The organism is Candidatus Thermokryptus mobilis (assembly GCF_900070205.1).
In the GTDB taxonomy this organism is placed as follows: domain Bacteria; phylum Bacteroidota; class Ignavibacteria; order Kryptoniales; family Kryptoniaceae; genus Kryptonium; species Kryptonium mobile.
Genome location: NZ_FAOO01000009.1, coordinates 1 through 22,195, shown reverse-complemented (window position 1 = coordinate 22,195; position 22,195 = coordinate 1). Strand labels below are relative to the sequence as shown.

The following is a 22,195-nucleotide window of genomic DNA, read 5'->3' as shown; positions in this document are numbered from 1 at the left end:
GGGGGCGATGTCGCCCCCGAGCATAAAATAAATTTCATCACGAAAAATGATTAAAGTCACAAGGTTAAACGGTCAAGAAATAGTCATAAATGCGGATTTGATTGAGTATCTTGAAGCATCGCCAGATACGATAATTGCCTTGATAAACGGAAAAAAGATTATGGTGAAGGAAAGCGTTGATGAGGTCATTGAAAAGGTAACTGAGTATCGCAGAAAATGTGTTGTTTATGTGCAAACCCCTCCGATTCACAAATCAGGAGAGGAAACTTAATTTTTGATTCTGTAAAGAACCGCTGGCGGATTTTCTGAAACCGCAACCGGTTCAAGGAAAGAAGGTGGGGAAGTATAATTGAAAAGTCCTTCAAAGTCCCTGCGAAAGTAATACTCAATCCAACTGTAGTACAAATATGACGCATTTAACTTTTTGAGCTCACTTTTAAGTTGCTCGTAATTGTTTACAAGTGGAAAAGGTTTAAATTCCATGCCAAGGTAATATGCGATGTTTGGCTTGCGTGCAACTATAATCTTTCCCCTTTCACTATCACCGAACTTTGAATTGAACTGTTCAGCTATGTAAAGTATATCAATCGGTTGATTTTGAATATCTCTTTTGATCATCTCCGATAGCTTTGGAATTGAAAGCAAGTTTAAGAAAACAACTATCGCAATCCAAGCATATCTTTTCTGCGATATTTGGTTTGCCATGAGGATTGAATAACCGATGGATAGGTAAGTTGGGAGAAGATACATTGAAAATCTTTCGCTGTAAAATACAAAAACGAGAACAAGGAAGAAAGATATACTTGAAAAGAGAAATGCAATTTTGATTTTTTCAATTTTCCATTTGAACATAAAAAAGACACCAATGACAAAAAGTATCGCAAACTGCCAACCGCACAGTTGAGTCAAATCTCGCCAAAAATGATCAATCATGTTCAAGATAACCTTTTCAATGAAAAGCGACGGGTCCTTGATGAAAACATCAAGGAAAGATTTATATTCTTTTGAAGCTTCAAACCAGTATTCGTCCCAAGAGATTTTACCCTTTGCGTAAATTTCATAAGCAATGTTAAGATAGTTTCGGTTATAGAAAAATTCACCGCGCTTGATGTAAGAATAAATTGACCACGGAAGAAGAAAAACGAAATAACCGGCAAGCGTTATCAGTGACTTTAAAATTCCGTCTTTGAGATTTTTACCCTTCGTAATTAAAACTATCGCAGGCAAAGCGATCAAAAGAGAAATACCGTTATAGCGTGTAAGATATGAATAACCCCCAGCAAGACCTGAGATGAAAAGTAAAGATGGAGAATTTTTTAAAACCCCGATCACAGCGAGATATATTGAAAGTGAAACTAAAAGATTGAAGAACATGTCCGTCCCGCAGACATAAGAATATCTCAAAAAGGTTGGGTTGAAAATTAATGTTAATGAGACAGCAATGGCTATTTTATCATCAAAAATTTTTCTTATCAATTTGAATGTTATCACGAGCACCAGCATTGATGAAATCGCTGAGATTACCAATCCCGACTTGAAGAAGTCGCCAAGAATGAGCGAGAACAAAGCCACAATTGTTGGATACCCAGGACCGCGGAACTCCCCAACATTTATTATCCCATTCAATATATTTCTCGCTTCAACGGCGTAATCCCAAAAAAAATCGGTTTCAATGTCATAGTTTCCAACTTTCCTTATCCAAAGCGAAAAGTTCAAAATAGCAATGAAGTAAATAAAAGCAATAAGATAGGCGAGCCTGTCAAGGTTGATTTCCTTTTGTTGTTTCTTCATTTGCGATATCCTTAAAAATTTGCTCTTAGATAAAATTTAAATTATAACGCCGATATTATCAAGCGACTTTTTATTGACAATTATCATTTTTTGGTTTAAATTTTCAACAAAATAAAGGTTAAATAAGATGCCCCTAAGCATTGAGAAAATTCGTCAAGAACTTGGTATTGATACAAGGTTGTGTGTTTTTGAGATTTCTGGCAATGTGTTAAAAGTATCCGATGAAAAAATTATGGACAAGCTTTTGAACCGTCTGAAACAAGGCGGTTCAAAGTTGAAGGTTAAGCTTCTTCCCGATGAGACCTGCGGTGAGTTTAGGTTTGGCGTTTGCAATGTTGGGACGGCTTCCGTTTTTAAAGAGCCATCAATGAGAAGCGAACAAGTTACGCAAGCTATACTTGGTGAGACATTTGATACGCTTGAAATTTTCAACGATGATTGGGTGAGGATAAGGTTACATTTTGATGGATATATCGGTTGGATTTATAGAGGTCAGGTCGTTTTGATGAAACAGGAGGAATTTTCAAAGTATTCTGATAAAGTAAAGGTTCAATTTGAGAAAAATTTTGGTTTTGTCAGGGAGAAACCAAATGCAGAATCAACCCCAGTGAGAGATGTTGTAGTTTGTTCTGCTTTGAATGTTTTAAAGGCGGGAAATAATTGGTTTATGGTTGAGTTACCTGATGGTAAAGTTGGCTGGATGAGAAAAAATGAGGTGAGGAGATTTCGCGCTATTGACAAAAGAAATGTGAATGATATAATTCAAACCGCTAAAAGATTTCTTGGTGTGTCTTATCTCTGGGGTGGGAAGACGCCCAAAGGATTTGATTGTTCTGGGTTTGTGCAGACAGTTTTCAGGATAAACGGTGTGCGATTGCCCCGCGATGCTGATATGCAGTGGGGAGTTGGAGATGATTTAGGGATGGATTTTTCAAAGTTTAAAAAAGGCGACCTTTTATTTTTCAGCTCCGATGGCGAAAGGGTAACGCATGTCGGAATATATCTCGGCAAGGACAAAAAAGTGATACACTCGTCGGGATTCGTCAAGATAAATTCACTTGATAGAAAAAGCGTTGACTATAGCGAGCGACTTGAGAGAACTTTTATAGGAGCAAAAAGAGTTTTAATTTAAAAGAAAATTTCGCAAATTTTAGTGGAGGTGATTTAAATTCAGAGAGGAAGTTCAATTCAAATTCCGCCTTTACGACGAAGCCGAGAAACAGGCATCGTCAAATCCACTTCACAAGAAGGTTCTCGTCTTGAATCAAAATTATGAGCCAATGAGCATCTGCCCCGTCCGAAAGGCGATTTCCCTTCTTTATCTTGGTAAGGCAGAACTTGTCGCTGCAAGGGATGGACAATATATAAGGTCCGTCTCGTATGTTATGCCATTCCCAAGTGTTGTTAGATTGTCGTATTATATCCATATGCCGTATCGCAAGGTGATTTTGACAAGGAAGAACATAATGAAGCGTGACAATTACAGATGTCAGTACTGTGGTCGTAGTGGTGTTCCTTTGACGGTTGATCATGTGATTCCCAAATCGCGAGGTGGTGAGGACACTTGGGAAAATCTTGTATGTGCCTGCGTTGAATGCAACAACAAAAAAGGGGATAGGACACCTGAGGAGGCAGGAATGCGACTTTTGAGAAAGCCAAGGAAACCAAATCCTATATTTTTCATAAGGAACTTCGTTGGCGAAATTGATGAGAAATGGAAGCCATATCTTTTCCTCTAATTTATAGAAAATTTTTCCACATCATTGAACCTATTGGTTTATCCGAGCGTTGAATATATTTTGCCGTTTTTTTCTTGTTATACGGGGTTAAAATTTCACCTGAAATTTCAAAATAGATCAATTGACCGATCGGCATTCCCGCATAAATACGCACTGGTTGCTTAACTGATATTTCCAATGTCCAATGGTTGCAATATCCAGCATCTCCTTTCCCAGCGGTTGAGTGTATGTCAATGCCAAGGCGACCAACACTTGATTTCCCTTCAAGAAAGGGAACAAACCCGTGTGTCTCGGTATATTCAAGCGTGACACCAAGATAAAGGCGATTTGGGTATAAAATTATCCCTTCTGGCGGAATTTTGAAATATTCAAGTTCGTTTTCAATTTTTGCATCAAGTATTTCGTTTTTGTAAACAGCCATCCATTCACCAAGGTGAACATCATAACTGTTTGTGCCAAGACAGTTTATGTCAAACGGTTCAATCACGATATTTCCTTTTGCTATTTCTTCAAGTATTCTTTTATCGCTAAGAATCATCCCCTTTTCCTGAATTATTTTAAAATTTTTTTCTGTTCTATTTTCAACTGCTCCATTCTATATCTTAACTTTGAACGCGTTATCCCGAGTATTTTCGCTGCTTGAATTTGATTTCCGTTTGTTATCTTCAAGGTTTGAATTATAAGCTCACGCAAGACCTTATCCATTGTCACACCTGTTGGTGGAATCTTCAAGACGAAATCACTTTCACCGTTTTGTTGACTAACGAGCTGAATTGGGGTGCTTTGTAGATGTTTTACATGTTCTGGTCTAATTTTTGAGTCATTTTCAACGAGGATAATTCTTTCAATTGTGTTTCTTAACTCTCTGATATTTCCGGGCCAGTGATAGGATTTTAAAATTTCCATTGCTTTTTCATCAACGCCGATAAAATTTTTGCTGAATTTTTTGTTGAACTCATCAATGAAGGCATCAATAAGCAATGGTATATCCTCTTTTCGCTCTCGGAGGGGTGGGAGGTAAATTGTCGCGACATTTAAGCGGTAAAAAAGATCACTTCTAAATCTTCCGGCATTGACCTCTTCTTTTAAGTTTTTGTTTGTTGATGCGATAACTCTGACATCAACTTTGATTTCTTTCGTCCCTCCAAGTCGGTAGAATTTTTTATCTTGAAGAACCCTTAGGAGTTTGACTTGAGCTTCAGGGCTTAGTTCGCCAACTTCGTCAAGTAGTATTGTCCCGCCGTTTGCAAGTTCAAATTTCCCAGGTTTCATTTTATCCGTTGCTCCCGTGAATGCACCACGTTCATAGCCGAAAAGCTCACTTTCAATTAAATCCTTTGGGATAGCCCCACAATTTATCGCTATGAAAGGACCCTCGCGCCTGGAACTTTTCTCGTGTATATATCTTGCTATTAATTCCTTTCCAGTGCCAGTCTCTCCACTTATCAAAACGGTGGTGTCATCGCCAAGGGCATACTTTTCAGCAAGTGATAGTGCTTCAATTATCCCCTTGCTTTGACCTATTATCTTATACTCACCAAACTGTTCGGATAATCTTTCTTTTAAGATTTGAATCTCCCTCTGAAGCTTAAGGTTTTTCACAGCTTTTTGCATCGCGATTTCAAGCTGTTCAAAGTCAAGAGGTTTAAGTATGAAATCATCAGCTCCAAGTTTTATCGCCTGTACAACTAAACTAACATCGGAGTATGCAGTGATCATCAATACGGGAAGCATTGGCTCCTCATCTTTGATCCGCTTTAGAATGTCAAGCCCGTTTTCATCTTTAAGAAATATATCAAGAAGGACTATGTCGGGTTGGTCTTCCCTCAAGTTCTTTATCGCCATTTCACCTGAGAAATATGAGATCACATCATAGCCAGAATCCGTTAAAACTTGTGATATTGACTTGTTGAACAGTTCATCATCGTCAACTACCATGACTTTGAACTTCATCTCTTCCTCCTGACTTATTTTGCCTTAAATTTTAGATAAAATGTTGTTCCATGGTTTACCTCACTTTCAACTTCAATTTTCCCGTCATGGTTTGCCATGACTTGCTTGCATATCGCAAGCCCTAATCCAGTCCCATCGTTTTTCTTTGTAAAGAATGGCTCAAAAATTTTATTTAAGTCCTCTCTCGGTATCCCACACCCGTTATCACTTATTGAGACGACGATATATGGGACCTCACTTTCAAACTCAAGATATGATTTTACCTTTATCCAGCCAGATTTTTCAATCGCGTCAACGGCGTTTGTCAAGATGTTGAGCAAAACCTGTTGAATTTGCTTAAAGTCAATTTTTACCTTCGGTAAGTTTGGGTCAAGGTTTGTAATTATCTCAATCCTCTTTTTCATCGTTGAGACCTCAACGAGTGGGAGTGTTGATGTTATGACATCGTTTATATTTTCTTCTTTCACAATCGGCTTGCTCGGTCTGGCAAAGCTTAAAGTTGCTTCAACTATTTTCTCTATCCTTTTGACGCCCTCAATTGCGAGATCAAGGTATCTTCTCTCTATTGTGCCTTCATCAAATTTTCGCTGTAAAAATTGCAAATTTACACTTATAGCTGAAAGCGGATTTCTTATTTCATGGGCTATCGCTGCTGATAATCTTCCAAGCGATGCTAACTTCTCAGCTTGAATTAATTCATCTTGAATTTTCTTTTTCTCCGTGAGGTCTGAAACTATAACTTGTATCGTGCTTGTATGTGCGTAGCCGATTAAACTTGCCGTCATTTCAACGATTTTTTCGTTATTCTCAAAATCAAATATCGTCGTTTCAAAATTTACAACCCTTTCCCCTTCAAAAAGTGGCTGAAAGAATTTTTTATACTTGATGAAATTCAAATTTAAAATTTCATCTCTTGTGCATTTGAAAAGGTTTTCCGCCTCATTGTTCGCATCAAGCACAATCCAAGTTTCCGGTTGGATTATAAATATCGCCTTGCCAGCGTTTTCAAACAAACTTTTATATTGTTCATGAGAAATTTGAAGTTCCTCATTCATTTTTCTCAACATCGCGTTTGCCTGTTCAAGCTCATACATTTTATCTTCAAGCTTTCGTATCAAGACAGTGTTATATTCCCTTAAATACTCAACATCATCGCTGATCGTTTCAGATTTTGTCGTTGTTGATTTACTTTTCTCAAGGAACTTTTCAACAGTGTTAAGTAGAACCTGAACATCAACGGGTTTTATCAGATAGGCGTCAGCTCCAAGACCAAGTCCAAATTTTTCATCTTCAGGGTCGGTGTAATTCGCTGTATAAAAAATAAAGGGGATCTTTTTAAAATTTTTATGCTTTTTCACCTCCCTGCAGAATTGAAAACCATCCATCTTCGGCATTAAAACATCTGAGATGATTAAATCAACCTTCTCCCTTTTTAAGACCTCAAGTCCATCAATACCGTTTCTTGCGGTAAGAACCGTATAACCCAGGGTTTCAAAGATTTCCCTCAAAATTTCCAAGCTTTCTTGAACATCATCAACGAGTAAAATTTTCATAAATTCACCGGCTGAAAATTTTAGAGACAATAAAAATATAGAAAAAGCCCCCAAAATTGTCAATCATTTCTTCTTGAAAATAATTGTGAGTGGAACCCCCATGAAGCCGAAATTTTCTCTGATTTTGTTTTCAAGGAATCTCTTGTAATGTTCGGGTATATCGTCCGGGAAATTTGCAAAGAAAGCGAAAACCGGTGGGGATGATTTGACCTGAGTGACATATTTGATTTTTATTTCCCTTCCAGATACCGCCGGAGGTGGTGTTTCTTTTACTATTGGAAATAAAACTTTGTTAAGTTCGCTTGTCTTTATCCTTTTAGCTCTCTCATCATAGACAACTTTTGCGAGGTCAAGTACTTTAAATATCCTTTGTTTTGTTTTCGCGGAGATGAAAACCACAGGGACATAATCAAAAACCTTCAACCTTGATTTGAGCGCATGTTCGTACTCAAGAGCTGTGTTTGCGTCCTTCTCAATGAGGTCCCATTTATTCACAGCGATCACAATCCCCTTCTTCAACTCAGCTGCTTCACCGATTATTCTAAGGTCTTGTCTTTCCAAGCCACAAGTTGCGTCAAGCATTACGACAGCGACATCGCATCTTTGTAGAGCTTTGAGTGCCCTTATAGCGCTATAAAATTCTATGCTCTCCTTGATTTTACTTCTTTTTCTCAAGCCAGCGGTATCAATCAAAAGAAATCTATTCCCGTTGTATTCAAACCGAGTATCAATTGAGTCGCGCGTTGTCCCTGGTATATCTGTGACAATTGTTCTGTTTTCCCCAAGGACTGCGTTCACAAAGGATGATTTACCTACGTTTGGTTGCCCAACGATAGCGACTTTTATTTCTTCTTCATCACTTTTTTCTTCGCTGTCAACGCTTGGTAAATCTTTTACAACCTCATCAAGGAAATCACCAATTTTCCTACCGTGTAGCGCAGATATAGAGAAGGGTTCACCTACACCGAGCTCATAAAATTGAGCGGTGTAAATTTCGCTTTTTTCGTTGTCAATTTTATTTACCGCAAGGACCACCTTTTTGTTTGTTTGCCTCAAAATTTTCGCAATCTCAATATCCAAGGGTGTAACCCCTGTAATTCCGTCAACCACAAAAACTATAACATCTGCCTCCTCAATTGCTATCCAAACCTGTTCCCTTATAGCTGCTTCAAACACATCTTTTGACTCAGGGACATAACCCCCCGTATCTATAACTGTAAATTTTTTCCCATTCCATTGTGCCTCGCCGTAGTGTCTGTCCCTCGTAACTCCGCTTTGTGGATCAACGATCGCATCCCTTTCCCCGATTATTCTATTAAATAGCGTTGATTTACCAACATTCGGTCTCCCAACAATTGCGACTATGTTTCTGCCCATCTTTTTATTTGATCCCAAGCTTTTCTTTTATCAAACGTGCCTCGTTACTTGCTCTTTTAAATTCGTTGTAAATCGCTGTTGAGAACTCCTTCACCCTTTCAGGTTTTGGGTTTGATTTGTTGATCTCGTCAATCAAATTTTTGTAATGAAGTTCAGCCCTCTTACAATAATCATCAAGATAAGCGATATTCCCTTTGACAAGCTCAAACTGCCCCTTCTTTAGCGATTTCTTGATTTTTTCATAACTTTGCTTCGCATCTTTTAGGGAATTGCCAACCTTTTCAGCGTATATCTTTGCTACATCCGGTATCACAATATTTTCTCTCCGGACTTCGGCTATTAAAGCGCCTGCGTAACCGCGGACATTGCGACAATACCCTTCAAACTCATCAAAATAATCCTTTAGAGATTGGCTCAGCAGGATGGATGGGAGAAGGAGAAACAAAATGATGCGTTTTTTTAGGTGCTTCATATTTCGCCACCTCTGTAAAATGCTTTTATTTTTTAATATGAATCAGAGTCAAATAAACTTAATCCTTGACTCAACCTTATCTCTGCCTTTTTACAATATTCAGGGGATATATCAATCCCTACAAACCTTCTTTTTAATTCTTTTGCTACCTTTGTGGTTGTTCCAACCCCATTGAAAGGGTCTAGGACAACATCCCCAACGAAGCTAAACAATTTTATAACTCTTCTCGCTAGCTCCTCTGGAAACATAGCGGGGTGTCCCCATTTTTCCATATTTCTTTCAGGGGCTATATCCCATTTTGCGTATACCCATTCTTTGAATTCATCTGATGTTAGATCGCTTACGTTGGTTTCGCCCTCATGCTTTAAGCTCCCTTTGCAGAAAATTTCAAGGAATTCCCAACTATATTTTAAATAAGGATTTGAAGGAGATTTCCAACTTCCCCAGGCAGTGTATTTGCAATTATAATTGTGTTTCTCCCAAATTATTTCCCCTTTCCATATAAGTCCCTTGTCCATAAAAAACTTTGAAATGATGTGATGAATCGGAATATAATCAGAAAACAGTGGTTGAACATTAATTACTATTCTACCTCCATATTTTAAAACTCTTATACACTCATCAAAGATTGAAAAAAGTTTTGTAAAGTAGTTTTCCCATTCAATTGCATCGTTGTGATTTTCATATTCAAGCCCAAAATTATAAGGGGGCGAGGTGAAAATGAGGTCAATGCAGTTATCTGGAAGTTTTTTTAGAACCTTCTCGCTATCGCCACATATAATTTTGTTTTCAAATTCAGCTGGTAGCTTATTGTTATCTTTTTTAAATTTGTGATGTAGGGCGTAAAAGAACTTCCCACGATGATTTTCTTTGTCTCTTCTCCCCTTTACTTTCCTCTCCCCATCATAATCAATATAAACTCTTTTCCCATCCTTTATCCCATAGCTTTTTATTGCTTCAATTTTTGTTATCAACTCAGTTAGAATTTTGTAGAGTTTTTTAAAATTTTTGAATTTTTCTATCCTTTCCTTAAAATTCCCAAGGTCAATTTCTCTAAAAAGGAAAGCAAGTTTATCCCCGTTAAGATTAAAAAAGTAACCTGAATCGTTAAGCGAGTTCATCAAGATGGGTAGTATATCTTCTTCTAATACTTCTTTAGTCAGGTCAATTAGAATGCGTTTGTATTTGTTTCCTTTTACCTCAACTATTTCCCCGTTTGAATAGCCCATCTCTTTAAAACCTCAGCAATTGTTTTTATAGCTGCATTTAAACTCTTTTTGTCAGGGGTTTAAAAAACTTATGTATCGGCTTTTTGATATCTCGTTCTTCCTTTAATAAGGTAATGATTTTCAAATCAACATCAAAATTGAAAGTAAAGTGTGCGTTGAAAGACTTCCCAATGGTTTAGCAGGGAGTTTTGAATAATCACCACCCAGTTGACTTTCAAGCTGTATGAGGACAAAATTTATATCTGGGTAACGTTGCTTTGAAGCAGTAATTATGAGACGGCTTATTTCCTCGACCAGTTTGCCTTTTTCAGATCTTATAACTCCTCCATAAGCTCGTTCTTGGCTACTTAATGCCTTTGCTTCAACATTCTTGATAACGGAGTTATACTTTTCAATGATTTGTTGAACTTCGTCCATTTTTCCTGTTTAAAAATTTCACCAGTCGGGTCCGAATGAGAAGTAATATACTGGCTTAGAGAACGAATCCCAATTAAATCTCCACGCAATATCAAGTCGTAGCAGTAAGCCAAACATATAAATTCTGAATCCATATCCCATCCCGATAAGCAAATCTTTTGTCATTGTTCCAGTGAATGGATCAGGTTGATAAAATGCTCGCCAGGTTTTCCAGGAATCCCAAGCTGAACCAGCATCTAAGAACAAAACCCCCATTATATTTCTGAAAGCGAGCGGTAAAGCTCCGCCTATGAAATATCTTATCAGAGGGAATCTGAATTCAAGGTTCATCAGAGCAAACTTTGAGCCGTTTTGTTCGTTGTAAACATAACCCCTGAGTGGGACTATCGGACCGCTAATCGCCTCAAAGAAGAAGAAATCAGCGGTGTTTTCAATCGGGATGTAATCATTTTTAATAGCCCAGTTTATCCAGGCATCTACTCCACCAAGCATAAATCTTTGTCTATTTTGACCTGTGCTCCCACCAGCGGTAAATCTGAACGCTAAACCATAATCGGTCCAGAGCTTGAAATATCTTCTGTAGTCAAAAATTCCCGTCAAAAATTGTATCCCATTTGTTCCAAGCTTAGGACTTGTGTAAAACGATAAATAGTATCTTTCACCATTTGATGGGAAGATATATCTCCAAATAGAGTTATCGTGAACATAAGTTAAAGAAGGCATCAAAATGACAGAGGTTTCTCGGATCTCTGGAAAATCTATGTATTCTCCAACGACATTGTAATATCCAAGCCCAAAATCAATTCTTCTAAATTTATCAATCGGATATGAGCCCATCAGTGTCCCACCGTATAACCTATATCTGTAATAGAGCGGATAATATTGATTTCCAACGGCGAAAAATCTCGCTATATGAAAAGCTTCAAATCCCCAATTGATTCTCTTGGGAAGATAAAAGTAGGCGAAAGCGTAATCGCTGTTTTTAAGGTCAAAGACCAAGCTTGTTATTAAATAAATTTGGTGATTGCCGAGCATATCGCTGAACATCATAAAAGCTTCACCGAGGACACCATAGAATGTACTATAACTGGCATTTGTGAAAATCAAATCAGGGGTGAAGTTAACCTTATATCTGTAAACTTTATAGCGACCGTATTCATCAATATTATCGGGGGCTCTGAGTGAATCAGATCTTGCTTTTATCGTCATTGCCAAGCTATCCTGCCTGAAAATGTCCGCAAAGATGTAATTTCGCAGATTTATCTTTATGTCACTTCCATAAGGTTGTACAGTTAATGTGTCTGAAACGCTGATTTTCTGTTCTTGTTCTTTTTTCGCTCTTGAAAGCTCTCTCTCTTTTTCCCTCAAAAATTCAGTCACGAAAACTGTCGGCTCAAGTTCCTCAACATTCAACTTACGCTCAAACGGCTGGCGCAATACAAATATATCAAAACCACCGTTGTAAAACGATGCAAAGGCAAGTTTTGAACCGTCATAAGTGATTGAAAGCTGGTAAATCCCACTAACGGAGTTCGTTATAGGTCTCTCAATGCCTGTTTCAAGGTCTTTCTCGTAAATGTTGTTTATGCCGTTTCTGTCTGATATAAATAAAATTTTCTTCCCGTCGGGTGAAACAACCGGGGATGTTTCATCCCAGTAATCAGTGTGAGTTATCCTTTTAATTTCGCCTGTTTCAATATCAATTGAATAAATATCGTATTGGTTTGGGTCAAAGTTGTACATTTTGAAGTCATCCGGGAGCATTTCCTTTGAAGTGAAATTCTTCCTGTCGGATGAAAAGTAAATTGTTTTCCCATCAGATGACCAAACAGGATCGGAATCGCTGAAAATGTCGTTTGTTAAATTAACAAGTGTTTTATTAGAGAGGTCATAAACATATATATCTGATTGCCCTTGTTTTAAGCCAACGAATGCAAGTTTTTTCCCATCCCTTGACCAATCAACCGAAAAGATTCCATCAAGGTCAAATGTTATTTTTTGCTGTTTTTCCGTTTTAACATCAATTATGAAGATTGCGTCTTTATCGCCACTTTTTACAGCAAGAGCTATTTTCTCGCCATCTGGTGACCAAGTAAGCCCCGGGGTTAGAAGGTGAAGCTCTTCAAAATTTTTAGTTCTGTTTCCATTGACTATTTTCTTTATAATTTTACCATCAAGGGCTGACATTATGAAAACATCAAAATAATCGTCCCTGTCGGATATGAATGCAATTTTATCACCGTTTGGTGAAATTGCTGGGCTTGTGTTGTAGAAATGGTCTCGTTTGGTGTGATCTGTTAATCGTTTTGCAAATTCATCTGGGGCTTCCCTTTTGGCGAAATCACCCCAATATAATTTCTTTTGCTCCTTTATCCATCGGTTGGATAATTCTTTCAACGAAATTCCGAGCGAGCTTTTTATCCCAGCTTCAACACTTCTTAAACCCTTTATCCTGTTTATCATCTCTCCTATCTTCTCATCGCCATATTTCCTTGAGATATACCAAAAGACAGATTGTCCACCTCTGTAGGCAAAATAACCATCAAGATATTGTATCGGCGGGAGATAACCGCTTATCGTCGCATCTCTCATAAACATATCTGAATTCACATCCCATTTAAGGGCGGAAAATTCCGGTAGCCCTTCAACTATCCACATTGGGAGTTGAAGCTGGATGTTGTTGATTAGTGCCGATTGTAATGAACCTCCGTAAAACATATCGTTCATAACAGCATGGACAAGCTCGTGATGTATCACGTGGCGAAATTGCCTGTATGAACCCTCAAATGGGATAACAACTCTATTTTTGAAAAGCTCAGTTACTCCGCCGATGCCTTCCTCAAGATATTCTGCGACGACATTTGTCTGTTGGAAATCGTTGTGTGAATTGTAAACAACTATCGGTATACGATTCATTATCTCATATTTCAAAAGTTTGCTTATCTTAACATAGGCATCTTCGGCGACCTTAGCTGTATATTCAGCGAGTTCATAACCGCCGTCGGTGAAATAGATATCAAAATGATCAGTCCGAATGAAATACCAGTTGAAATCCTTATATTGAACCTTGTTCTTTCCGAAAGGACCTTGCTGCCCAAAGCCAATAGTTGCAAGCATCAAAGTAAGAATGAAGAAAAACATAAATCGCTTCATTTTAAAACGCCTCCGTGATTTTTGAGTTTTATTTCTAAAAATTTAAACGAACCCCGACAAATTTTCGTTTCAAAGTCAGCGACATCACTCTTTGTAAGTATCAATCTGTGCTCTTTGCAATTTATCGCTGTAATCAACATAAACTGTCTTTATCTCGGTGAAGAAATCAAATACTGTCCATCCTCCTTCCCTGTGTCCGTTTCCTGTTTGCTTAACTCCGCCAAATGGGAGATGCGTTTCGGCGCCAATCGTTGGTGCGTTTATATATGTTATCCCAGCTTGTATATCGCGAATCGCCTTGAACGCTTTATTAACATCACGAGTGTAAATTGATGAGGACAAGCCATAAACCGTATCATTTAAAACTTCAATTGCCTCTTCAAATGATTTAACTTTTATCACACAAAGCACGGGACCAAAGATCTCTTCTTGCGCTATTCTCATCTTCGGATGAACATCAACAAAAATCGTTGGGGCATAGAACCAACCTTTATCATATTCACCACCGGTTAATCTGTAACCGCCGATCAGAAGTTTTGCTCCTTCTTGTTTACCAATTTCAACATATTGATGAATTTTATTTAATTGCGCTTCGTTTATTATCGGTCCCATTTCAGTTGATTCGTCAAGTCCATTCCCAACTTTTAATTTTTTAACGCGTTCAACAAGCATTTCAATGAATTGATCATATATCACTTCGTGAAGGATCAATCTACTTGTTGCGGTGCATCTTTGACCAGCTGTTCCAAAGGCACCCCAGAGAACTCCGTCAAGCGCAAGCTCAAGATTTGCGTCTTCTAAAACAATTTGCGCATTTTTCCCACCCATTTCAAGAGAAACACGTTTTAGTGTATCAGCTGCTTCTCTTGAGATGACCTTTCCAACAGCTGTTGAACCTGTGAAACTTATAAGGTCAACATCGGGATGTCTTACGATTGCCATTCCGACTTCGTTACCACCACCATGGACGAGATTCACAACACCTTCTGGAACACCAGCTTCTTCAAGGATTTGAACAAGCGTTGTTGCTGTTTTAGGTGTATCAGAAGCTGGCTTGAAAACAACGGTATTTCCCGCAACAAGAGCCGGGAATATCTTCCAGGTCGGGATAGCCATTGGGAAATTCCACGGGGTTATCACCCCAGCAACACCGACAGGTAAGCGAATCGCCATGGCAAATTTGTTCGGGAGTTCAGACGTTGTCGTGTAACTGAACAATCGCCTGCCCTCACCAGCAGCATAATATCCAGTGTCAATTCCTTCTTGAACATCACCGCGGGTTTCAAGTAAAATTTTCCCCATCTCGCGGGTCATCTCACGAGCTATCTCTTCTTTTCGCTGGACGAGTAAGTCCGCTGCTTTTTTTATTATATCGGCTCGCTTCGGCGGTGGGACAAGTCGCCAAGATTGATATGCTTTACGAGCTGCTTTAACAGCTTCTTCAACATCTTCAGGACCCGACTTCGGGAAAATTCCTATTATGTCGTCCCAATTGGCGGGATTTCTGTTTTCAAAAGTTTTCCCTGATTTTGCATCAACCCACTTGCCATTGATGTAATTTTTGAATACCTCTGCCATAAGTCGTTTCTCCTTTTTTTATTTATAAATTTCACTTCTATGACCAATTAGATGAACTGTAATCTCCAACCTTGAGCTTAAATTTGTCTTCCTACATCTCACCTTTCAATCGCTCTGGCTTCAATTTGTTTAAAATCCTTTGGACCGTGTTCTTATCAATTCTCGCCAAATCTTTTTCATCTTCATCTGTAAATTCAACTGAGTAAATCACCATTCAAGACCGAGTTTTTTAGCCACTTCTTATACCACGCTTGCCTGATTCCGTCTCGGCGAAAGATTTTTTCAGTCGTTCAATTATTTCGGGTTTCAATTCATGACCTTCATCGGGGTCAAAACCAAGCTCGCAAATCTTACGCTCAACTATTTCCTCTATTATCTCAACAAGTTCACCAACCGTCAAGTCGGAAACATTTCTCCCCTTGTCTATCTGTGCGATCATAGATAAATCTTTTTATTTTTCAATTCCTATTTTTTCAAAGATGAAGTCAATTTTTTCCAAGATGCTTTTATAGTCAAAAATTTTTTCAAGCTCACCGTTCCCAAGATGCTTCATAATGTCTTCGTCTTTTTTTAAAACCTCAAGGAAACTTTCTCCCGTTTGCCAACATCTCATCGCATTCCTCTGGACAATTTTATAAGCTGTTTCCCTTGTCAATCCTTTTTCAATAAGTGCAAGTAAAACCTTTTGTGAGAAGATCAACCCGTTTGTCAGATTTAGATTTTTCAACATCTTTTCCGGATAAACGATAAGTTTATCAATTATATCTATCATCTCATCAAGCATGAAATCAACCAAGATTGTGCTGTCTGGGATTATGACCCTTTCAACAGATGAGTGGGATATATCTCTTTCGTGCCAAAGTGGTATATTTTCCATTCCAGCGATTGCGTTTGCTCTCACAATGCGAGCTAGCCCTGCTATTCTCTCACATCTTACAGGATTTCTTTTATGTGGCATAGCTGAAGAACCTTTTTGCCCCTCAGAAAAATATTCTTCGGCTTCAAGAACCTCTGTCCTTTGTAAATGTCTTATCTCTGTGGCGAACTTTTCAAGCGATGATGCAATTATAGCAAGCGTGTTTAAGTACTCCGCATGCCTATCCCTTTGGATTATCTGGGTGGAGATAGGTTCAACTTTAAGACCGAGCTTTTCACATACATACTTTTCAACGAATGGGTCAACATTATCATAAGTTCCAACCGCGCCAGAAATTTTTCCGTATGCGATGTTCTCCGTAGCCCTTTTCATTCTCTCAATGTTCCTTTTCGTCTCCTCATACCAAAGGGCAAATTTAAATCCAAGAGTTATCGGCTCAGCGTGAACCCCATGCGTTCTGCCGATCATCAATGTGTATTTATGTTCCTTCGCTTTCCCTTTTAAAACTTCGGAAAGTTTTTCAAGCTCAGAGATTATTAACTCACCAGCTTGCTTCATTTGAACCGCAAGACATGTGTCAAGTATATCTGACGATGTCATACCATAATGGATATACCTTGACGCTTCTCCGACATTTTCTGCGAGATTTGTCAGAAAAGCAATGACATCGTGCTTAACGACTTTTTCAATTTCAAGTATGCGTTGGATGTCAAATTTTGCTTTGCTCTTGATCTCATCAACTGCATCAATTGGGACAAGACCAAGCTTTGAATTAGCTTCAAGGGCAAAAATCTCAATTTGAAGCCAAATGTTAAACTTGTTTTCGTCCGACCAAATTCTTCCCATCTCTTCTCTTGTGTATCTCGGGATCATATCTGAAGAAGTTATGATTTTTCAAGTTTCATTTTTATGAAAATTTCTCTTCCGTCCCTTAACACCTTAAAGTTTAAAACATCGCCAACTTTTGCCATTTGGATTATCTCAATGAGTGTTTGGTCATCTTTTATCGGCTCATTGTTAACTTCAACAATTAAGTCCCCTTCTTTAAATCCCGCCTTTTGTGCTGGACTTCCTGAAACCACATCTGTAACTATTACGCCTTCAACTTTGGGAAGCTTAAAATATCTCGCAAGGTTCTCATCAAGCGTTTGAACTCTCATCCCTATTTTGAAGTTTCTATCAATCTTACCTTTTTTTATTAACTCGTTAATTATCGCTTTTGCCCTGTTGATCGGTATAGCGAAACCAACCCCAACATTCCCTTGATTTGGGGTGTAAATGACAGTGTTAATTCCAATGACCTCACCCAATGCGTTTAAAAGTGGACCGCCACTATTACCGCTGTTTATTGCAGCGTCCGTTTGGATCATATCCCTGTAAATCCGTCCACCAACCGAATGAAGGTTCATTTTCACTGCGCTTATTACTCCAACCGTTACCGTTGGCTGATTCCCAAGCTCAAATAATCCAAATGGATTCCCCATCGCAATCACCCACTCACCAATTATGATATCATCAGAGTTACCAAGAACAAGATATGGAAGTTTTTTACCCGCCTCTATTTTTAAAACAGCTATGTCAGAGACATAATCCTTCCCAACGACTTTTGCCTTATATTTTTCACCGGTTGATAGAGTTACGATTATTTCCCTTGCATTTCCAATCACATGATCGTTCGTAACAATGTAACCATCGGGGGAGATTATAAATCCAGAACCCAAACTTCTTACAGGAACGCGATATTTAAATCTATCCCCGAAGAAATATCTAAAAAAGGGGTCGTCTTCAAAAAATTTGAAGAATGGATCCGTGTATTCTTCAATTGCAGTGACATTTATCCCAACAACACCGGAACTTGCTTTCGCAACTGCTTTTGTTATGGCGTTGTGTCTTATGTCGTAAAGCTCCTGCGAAACATCATAGTGCGAGTTCTCGTCATGCTTCGCCTCTAAGTAAAATTTGTCGCTTGTGTTTTCAACTCTCGCATTTAAACCTTCGTTTAAAAATTTCGCCACTAACGGATTAAGGGAATATCCGGTTAAAATTCCAACAAGCAGAACGATAAAAAATGACAAAAGAAACATCACACTTACCTTTCGCTTTTTAACCGCTGAATTCATCTCTATCACTCAAGTTTTTTATTTTTTAAATAGCTTCCTTCCTTTGTCAGATGCATCAATTGAAAGAGCGGTTTAAGGTGTTTAATAAAGATAAGCAAAGATATCACTAAGATGAACGCAAGGAATTTTACGTCTTCAATTTTTGTGAAACTAAATGAGTTGAGAAATTTTAAAAATGGTAAAATCGCTATCGGAGTTGAAACGGTCGCCAATATGTTTCCAGCATGGATCAATTTAAACTTCAAAAATGCGATAAACCACAAGAGACACCAAATGAAGATTAATATCGGGTTCAGTGCTAAAAAGACGCCGAGCGAGGTTGCAAGACCTCTACCGCCGTAAAAATTTATCCAAATTGAAAAATTATGTCCTAAAACAGCAGATGCTCCCGCTATCAGACAGGCAACCGCATCACCATCGGATAAATTTTCGCTAAACTTAAAAGCGAAATATCCCTTCATTATATCAATTAAAAGAACCGAAAGACCAACCAACACAGAACCAGACACTTCATAAGCATTAAGAGCACCGACATTTCCACTTCCGGCTTTGCGTATATCAATACCATTGAAAACCTTTACGAAAATATAAGCGGTTGGGATTGAACCAAGCGAATAACCAATCAGAAACCAAGTGAGGTATCGCATTCCAGTTGAAAAATTTTTTAATCGGTCTGATAAAAGTTAATAAAACGTTCCTTGATAATCAAGGTAACATTTTGTATATTAACGCAACGGAAAACAAGAAGGTGTTGTGATATGAAACGGAGAGCCTCACTGTTATTTTTCCTTGTTCTTGTCCTATACGAGTTTCTGTTTTCTCAGAACATTGAAAAAATTTTAATTCTTCATTGGAACGATTTCCACTCTCAAAATAACCCGATGCGTTCAATCTGTGCCGATACGCCTTGCTATGTTGGAGGAACAGCCAATCTTTTGGGGTTGATAAACAAATTTAGAAAAGAGCAAAAAAATGTCCTCGTTTTAAACGCTGGAGATGATTTTCAAGGGACGCCCGTTTCATCATTAACGAAGGGGAGATCACAAATTGAATTGATGAACATCATAAATCCGGATGCGATGACGCTTGGGAATCACGAGTTTGACTATGGAAGAGAATCACTTGAGGAAAATTTAAAAATCGCCAAATTTAATGTTTTAAGCGCAAATCTTTGGGATAAACGAAAGGGAAAATTATTTGTTAAGCCATATGTAGTCAAAAAAATAGGAAGGGCAAAAGTTGGAATAATTGGCTTAATAACTCCAGAACTTTTTAAACTTTCATTAAGAGAAAACTTGAAGGACCTTGAACTTCTTGACATTGAGAAAGTTTTAAGGCAATATATCAGCAAATTGAAAAGTGAAAAGGTTGATTTAATTATAGCTCTAACTCATATAGGGGTTCAGGGCGATTCTATCATTGCGGTTAAATTTCCTGAAATTGGCGTTATAATTGGAGGGCATAGTCACACTGCTTTATTTGAGCCGAAGTATGTCAACAAAACTATAATTTGTCAAGCAGGCTCAAGAGGTGAATATCTTGGATATCTTGAACTTGAAATTGATCTTGATGGTGACTCGGTTTATTCATATAATGGCAAGTTAATTCGTGTAATAAATGGCGTCATTGAGCCAGATCCAATTGCGTTAAAAAAAGTTGAGGAACTTGAAAAAATTGTTGATAAAGAATTTGGTGAGGTTATCGGCTATCTTGAAGTTGATTGGAAGAGAAACTTCTACGGCGAAAGCAATCTTGGGAATTGGGAAGCTGATGTCATGAGGGAATTTGCGAAGACGGATATTGCTTTTCAAAATTCGGGTGGGTTGAGGAAGGACCTGCCAAAAGGTGAGATAAAAGTCCGTGATATATGGGAAATAAACCCATTTGGAAATACTTTTGTTGTGTTTGAAGTTGACGGTAAAACGCTTAAAAGTATGATTGAATGGCAAGCTTCTGGGAAGGTTGAATTGATGCAAGTTTCTGGTATAAAATATGTCTTTGACTCAAGAAAGAATATCGGCGAGAGAGTGATTTCAATTGAAGTCGGTGGGAAACCCCTTGATGAAAATAAGAGATATTCAATCGTAACGAACAATTGGGTTGCAGATCATTTATACGAACTTTTCGGAATCCCGCAAAATAGCGTCAAAGTTGAGAATTTGGGGGCAGTTGATAGAGACGTATTTATTGAGGCGGTGAAAAGGCAAAGAATTATAAATTCAAAAATTGAAGGGAGGATAATTGACATAGCAAAACAAAAAGGAGGGAGCAATGAATATTGAGAGGGGTTTTAAATTTGTTTTTCAAGAGAAAAATTGGCTTGCTAAAATTGTCGTCGGCGGTTTGATGATTTTATTCTCTTTCTTGATAATCCCGCTGTTAATTTATTATGGATATTTAGTTGAGGTGACAAGGCGTGTGATAAAAGGTGAAGAACAACTTTTACCAGATTGGGACAACATCGGTCATAAAATTTCAAACGGGTTTAAGATTCTGGTAGTTATTTTAGTCTATTTGATCCCACCAATTCTTCTTTTAGTTTTGTCGTCATTTTTCGAAGCGGACTTTAATGGATTTAAGAATAGGGAGATAGTGGCGATGTTGAACTCCGGTGACATTTATTGGCTTTTTCTTATTTCGGCGTTCATTTATTTTATTTTGTTTGATTTAGCTTTGCCATTTATCATTGGGAGGTATGCTGAAAATGAATCGCTGAACGATGCTTTTGCTTTCTCCGAAATTTTGGAAATGTTTCGTAACAATTTCGGTGACGCTGTAATTGTTTTACTTCTAAGTGTTTTTCTTTCGTTTCTCGCCTCCCTTGGATTTGTGATTTTTCTCATAGGCATAGTTTTCACTGCCTTTTGGGCAAATGTTGTTGTCTATTATCTTTACGGGGAACTCTATTTAAAAGCATCCAAATCTAAAAATAAAAATCAGTTATGATATGGAAAGGAAAAAATTTGGCTATCTTGAATTGAGGACTCAAAAGCTCGGCGAGGGATTTACAAGAATTGAGCTTGATTTTAAGGGTCGCTATATTTGGACGACTTGCAGGAGCGGTGAAGAAAGCAAGGCGGTGGTTGAGTTGTTGAGGGAACTTTTTGAAGATGAGATTGAGTCACTTCAAAGGATCTGCGAGGAGATGAAGATTGATATAGGTTCAATTTTTAAATTTGAAGCCATTAAAGGATAGCTTTCTTAAAGATGCAAGTGCTTATTTCAGTTTTAATTTTGATTAATTGCCTCTATGCGCAAACCCCATATGAGATAATAAGGCGCTCAGAAGAGAAGATAAAGGGTGAAACCTCTTATGGTGTGATTGAAATGATTGAAGGATTATGGTTTAGCTGTTTTAAGTTGGGAGGAAACCATGCCCGAGTTTAAACAGTCAATTGATTTTGATAACGCCACTGGTATTTTATTTCTTTTTTTTCTAATTGTAATTGTCGCTTTTGGAATATTTAACACCGTATCAATGTCTGTTTTGGAGCGTTCAAATGAATTTGGCATTTGCCTTGCGATCGGCTTTAAAAATAAAGATCTTGTTTTGATTGTCCTTTTTGAGGTAATTTTTATTGCGTTGATTGGGATTTTGTTTGGGAATTTTCTTGGATTTTTGTTCAATTATTATTTAGTTAAAAATCCTATAAACCTTGGGGGAAAATACATCGCTGTCTATGAGGAGTTTGGCTTTGAGCCAAAATTTACATCCTCGTTGAAACCGAGAATTTTTATAAACACAACATTGAGTATGTTATTTATTTCAATCGTTTTCTCTTTATTCCCACTTTACAAGTTATATAAGCTTGAACCTTTAAAAGGCATAAGATTTACATAAATGCTTCTGAAACTTGCTTGGCGAAACATATGGCGAAATAAAAGAAGAACCTTGGTCGTTTTAACTTCAGTTGTCGTTGGCGTTGTCGCCCTTTT

21 protein-coding genes and 1 pseudogene are annotated in these 22,195 nt (G+C 37.9%); 7 read left to right on the top strand and 15 right to left on the bottom strand.

Features of this window, described 5'->3' with window-relative positions; all coding sequences use genetic code 11:
- Positions 1–46: 46 nt before the first annotated feature.
- Positions 47–271, top strand: a complete 225-nt coding sequence (locus tag FKZ43_RS06865) for a flagellar FlbD family protein (RefSeq protein ID WP_140945142.1) — start codon at positions 47–49, stop codon at positions 269–271.
- Here the strand turns inward: FKZ43_RS06865 and FKZ43_RS06860 are convergent.
- Positions 268–1,791: an ArnT family glycosyltransferase gene (locus FKZ43_RS06860; RefSeq protein ID WP_140945141.1), complete on the bottom strand. Its 1,524-nt coding sequence runs from the start codon at positions 1,789–1,791 to the stop codon at positions 268–270. The two genes, FKZ43_RS06865 and FKZ43_RS06860, sit on opposite strands and share 4 nt — an antisense overlap.
- 127 nt (positions 1,792–1,918) lie before the next feature.
- Here FKZ43_RS06860 and FKZ43_RS06855 point away from each other — a divergent pair, with 127 nt between their 5' ends.
- Both FKZ43_RS06855 and FKZ43_RS06850 read left to right on the top strand, forming a co-directional pair.
- Complete coding sequence (locus FKZ43_RS06855) at positions 1,919–2,923, top strand: C40 family peptidase (RefSeq protein ID WP_140945140.1); 1,005 nt, start codon at positions 1,919–1,921, stop codon at positions 2,921–2,923.
- Between the two features lie 127 nt (positions 2,924–3,050).
- Positions 3,051–3,530: an HNH endonuclease gene (locus FKZ43_RS06850; protein WP_512698796.1), complete on the top strand. Its 480-nt coding sequence runs from the start codon at positions 3,051–3,053 to the stop codon at positions 3,528–3,530.
- 1 nt (position 3,531) lies between these two features.
- On the opposite strand, the gene dcd is transcribed toward FKZ43_RS06850, so the two are convergent.
- From dcd to FKZ43_RS06785, 14 genes and pseudogenes are all read right to left on the bottom strand, one after another.
- Positions 3,532–4,068 carry a dCTP deaminase gene (dcd, locus tag FKZ43_RS06845; RefSeq protein ID WP_140945137.1) on the bottom strand — a complete coding sequence of 179 codons (537 nt, stop codon included), beginning with the start codon at positions 4,066–4,068 and terminating at the stop codon, positions 3,532–3,534.
- A gap of 14 nt (positions 4,069–4,082) precedes the next feature.
- Positions 4,083–5,483, bottom strand: a complete 1,401-nt coding sequence (locus FKZ43_RS06840; protein ID WP_140945136.1) for a sigma-54-dependent transcriptional regulator — start codon at positions 5,481–5,483, stop codon at positions 4,083–4,085.
- Between the two features lie 14 nt (positions 5,484–5,497).
- Positions 5,498–7,036 (bottom strand): ATP-binding response regulator, encoded by a 1,539-nt coding sequence (locus tag FKZ43_RS06835; RefSeq protein WP_140945135.1) that lies wholly within the window; start codon positions 7,034–7,036, stop codon positions 5,498–5,500.
- A gap of 63 nt (positions 7,037–7,099) precedes the next feature.
- The gene (gene der / locus FKZ43_RS06830) at positions 7,100–8,413 is read right to left on the bottom strand and encodes a ribosome biogenesis GTPase Der (RefSeq protein ID WP_140945134.1); all 1,314 of its coding nucleotides are present in this window, start codon (positions 8,411–8,413) and stop codon (positions 7,100–7,102) included.
- 4 nt (positions 8,414–8,417) lie between these two features.
- Positions 8,418–8,885: a hypothetical protein gene (locus tag FKZ43_RS06825; RefSeq protein ID WP_140945133.1), complete on the bottom strand. Its 468-nt coding sequence runs from the start codon at positions 8,883–8,885 to the stop codon at positions 8,418–8,420.
- A gap of 32 nt (positions 8,886–8,917) precedes the next feature.
- Positions 8,918–10,114, bottom strand: a complete 1,197-nt coding sequence (locus tag FKZ43_RS06820; protein WP_140945132.1) for a DNA-methyltransferase — start codon at positions 10,112–10,114, stop codon at positions 8,918–8,920.
- 37 nt (positions 10,115–10,151) lie between these two features.
- Positions 10,152–10,531, bottom strand: a pseudogene (locus FKZ43_RS06815) (hypothetical protein).
- A gap of 18 nt (positions 10,532–10,549) precedes the next feature.
- Positions 10,550–13,684, bottom strand: a complete 3,135-nt coding sequence (locus FKZ43_RS06810; RefSeq protein WP_140945131.1) for a peptidase MA family metallohydrolase — start codon at positions 13,682–13,684, stop codon at positions 10,550–10,552.
- Positions 13,685–13,768: 84 nt separating this feature from the next.
- Positions 13,769–15,262: an aldehyde dehydrogenase family protein gene (locus FKZ43_RS06805; protein WP_140945130.1), complete on the bottom strand. Its 1,494-nt coding sequence runs from the start codon at positions 15,260–15,262 to the stop codon at positions 13,769–13,771.
- Positions 15,263–15,353: 91 nt separating this feature from the next.
- Entirely contained in the window at positions 15,354–15,476 is a 123-nt protein-coding gene (locus tag FKZ43_RS11660) for a type II toxin-antitoxin system RelE family toxin (RefSeq protein WP_268904362.1), read from the bottom strand.
- Positions 15,477–15,491: 15 nt separating this feature from the next.
- Positions 15,492–15,701 carry a hypothetical protein gene (locus FKZ43_RS06800; protein WP_235894710.1) on the bottom strand — a complete coding sequence of 70 codons (210 nt, stop codon included), beginning with the start codon at positions 15,699–15,701 and terminating at the stop codon, positions 15,492–15,494.
- 12 nt (positions 15,702–15,713) lie between these two features.
- Positions 15,714–17,012, bottom strand: coding sequence for an adenylosuccinate lyase (purB, locus tag FKZ43_RS06795; RefSeq protein ID WP_140945129.1), 1,299 nt, complete (start codon positions 17,010–17,012; stop codon positions 15,714–15,716).
- A gap of 11 nt (positions 17,013–17,023) precedes the next feature.
- The gene (locus FKZ43_RS06790) at positions 17,024–18,259 is read right to left on the bottom strand and encodes a S1C family serine protease (protein ID WP_235894709.1); all 1,236 of its coding nucleotides are present in this window, start codon (positions 18,257–18,259) and stop codon (positions 17,024–17,026) included.
- Between the two features lie 5 nt (positions 18,260–18,264).
- On the bottom strand, positions 18,265–18,906 hold the full coding sequence (locus tag FKZ43_RS06785) for a glycerol-3-phosphate acyltransferase (RefSeq protein WP_140945128.1): 642 nt from the start codon (positions 18,904–18,906) through the stop codon (positions 18,265–18,267).
- Between the two features lie 111 nt (positions 18,907–19,017).
- Between FKZ43_RS06785 and FKZ43_RS06780 the strand changes: the two genes are divergently transcribed.
- The 4 genes from FKZ43_RS06780 (at position 19,018) to FKZ43_RS06765 (ending at position 22,100) form a co-directional block, all read left to right on the top strand.
- Positions 19,018–20,541 (top strand): bifunctional metallophosphatase/5'-nucleotidase, encoded by a 1,524-nt coding sequence (locus FKZ43_RS06780; RefSeq protein ID WP_140945127.1) that lies wholly within the window; start codon positions 19,018–19,020, stop codon positions 20,539–20,541.
- The gene (locus FKZ43_RS06775) at positions 20,531–21,205 is read left to right on the top strand and encodes a DUF4013 domain-containing protein (protein WP_140945126.1); all 675 of its coding nucleotides are present in this window, start codon (positions 20,531–20,533) and stop codon (positions 21,203–21,205) included. Before FKZ43_RS06780 ends, FKZ43_RS06775 begins: the two co-directional genes overlap by 11 nt.
- Position 21,206: 1 nt before the next feature.
- Entirely contained in the window at positions 21,207–21,455 is a 249-nt protein-coding gene (locus tag FKZ43_RS06770) for a hypothetical protein (RefSeq protein WP_140945125.1), read from the top strand.
- Between the two features lie 177 nt (positions 21,456–21,632).
- Positions 21,633–22,100, top strand: coding sequence for an ABC transporter permease (locus FKZ43_RS06765; protein WP_140945124.1), 468 nt, complete (start codon positions 21,633–21,635; stop codon positions 22,098–22,100).
- Positions 22,101–22,195: the final 95 nt, after the last annotated feature.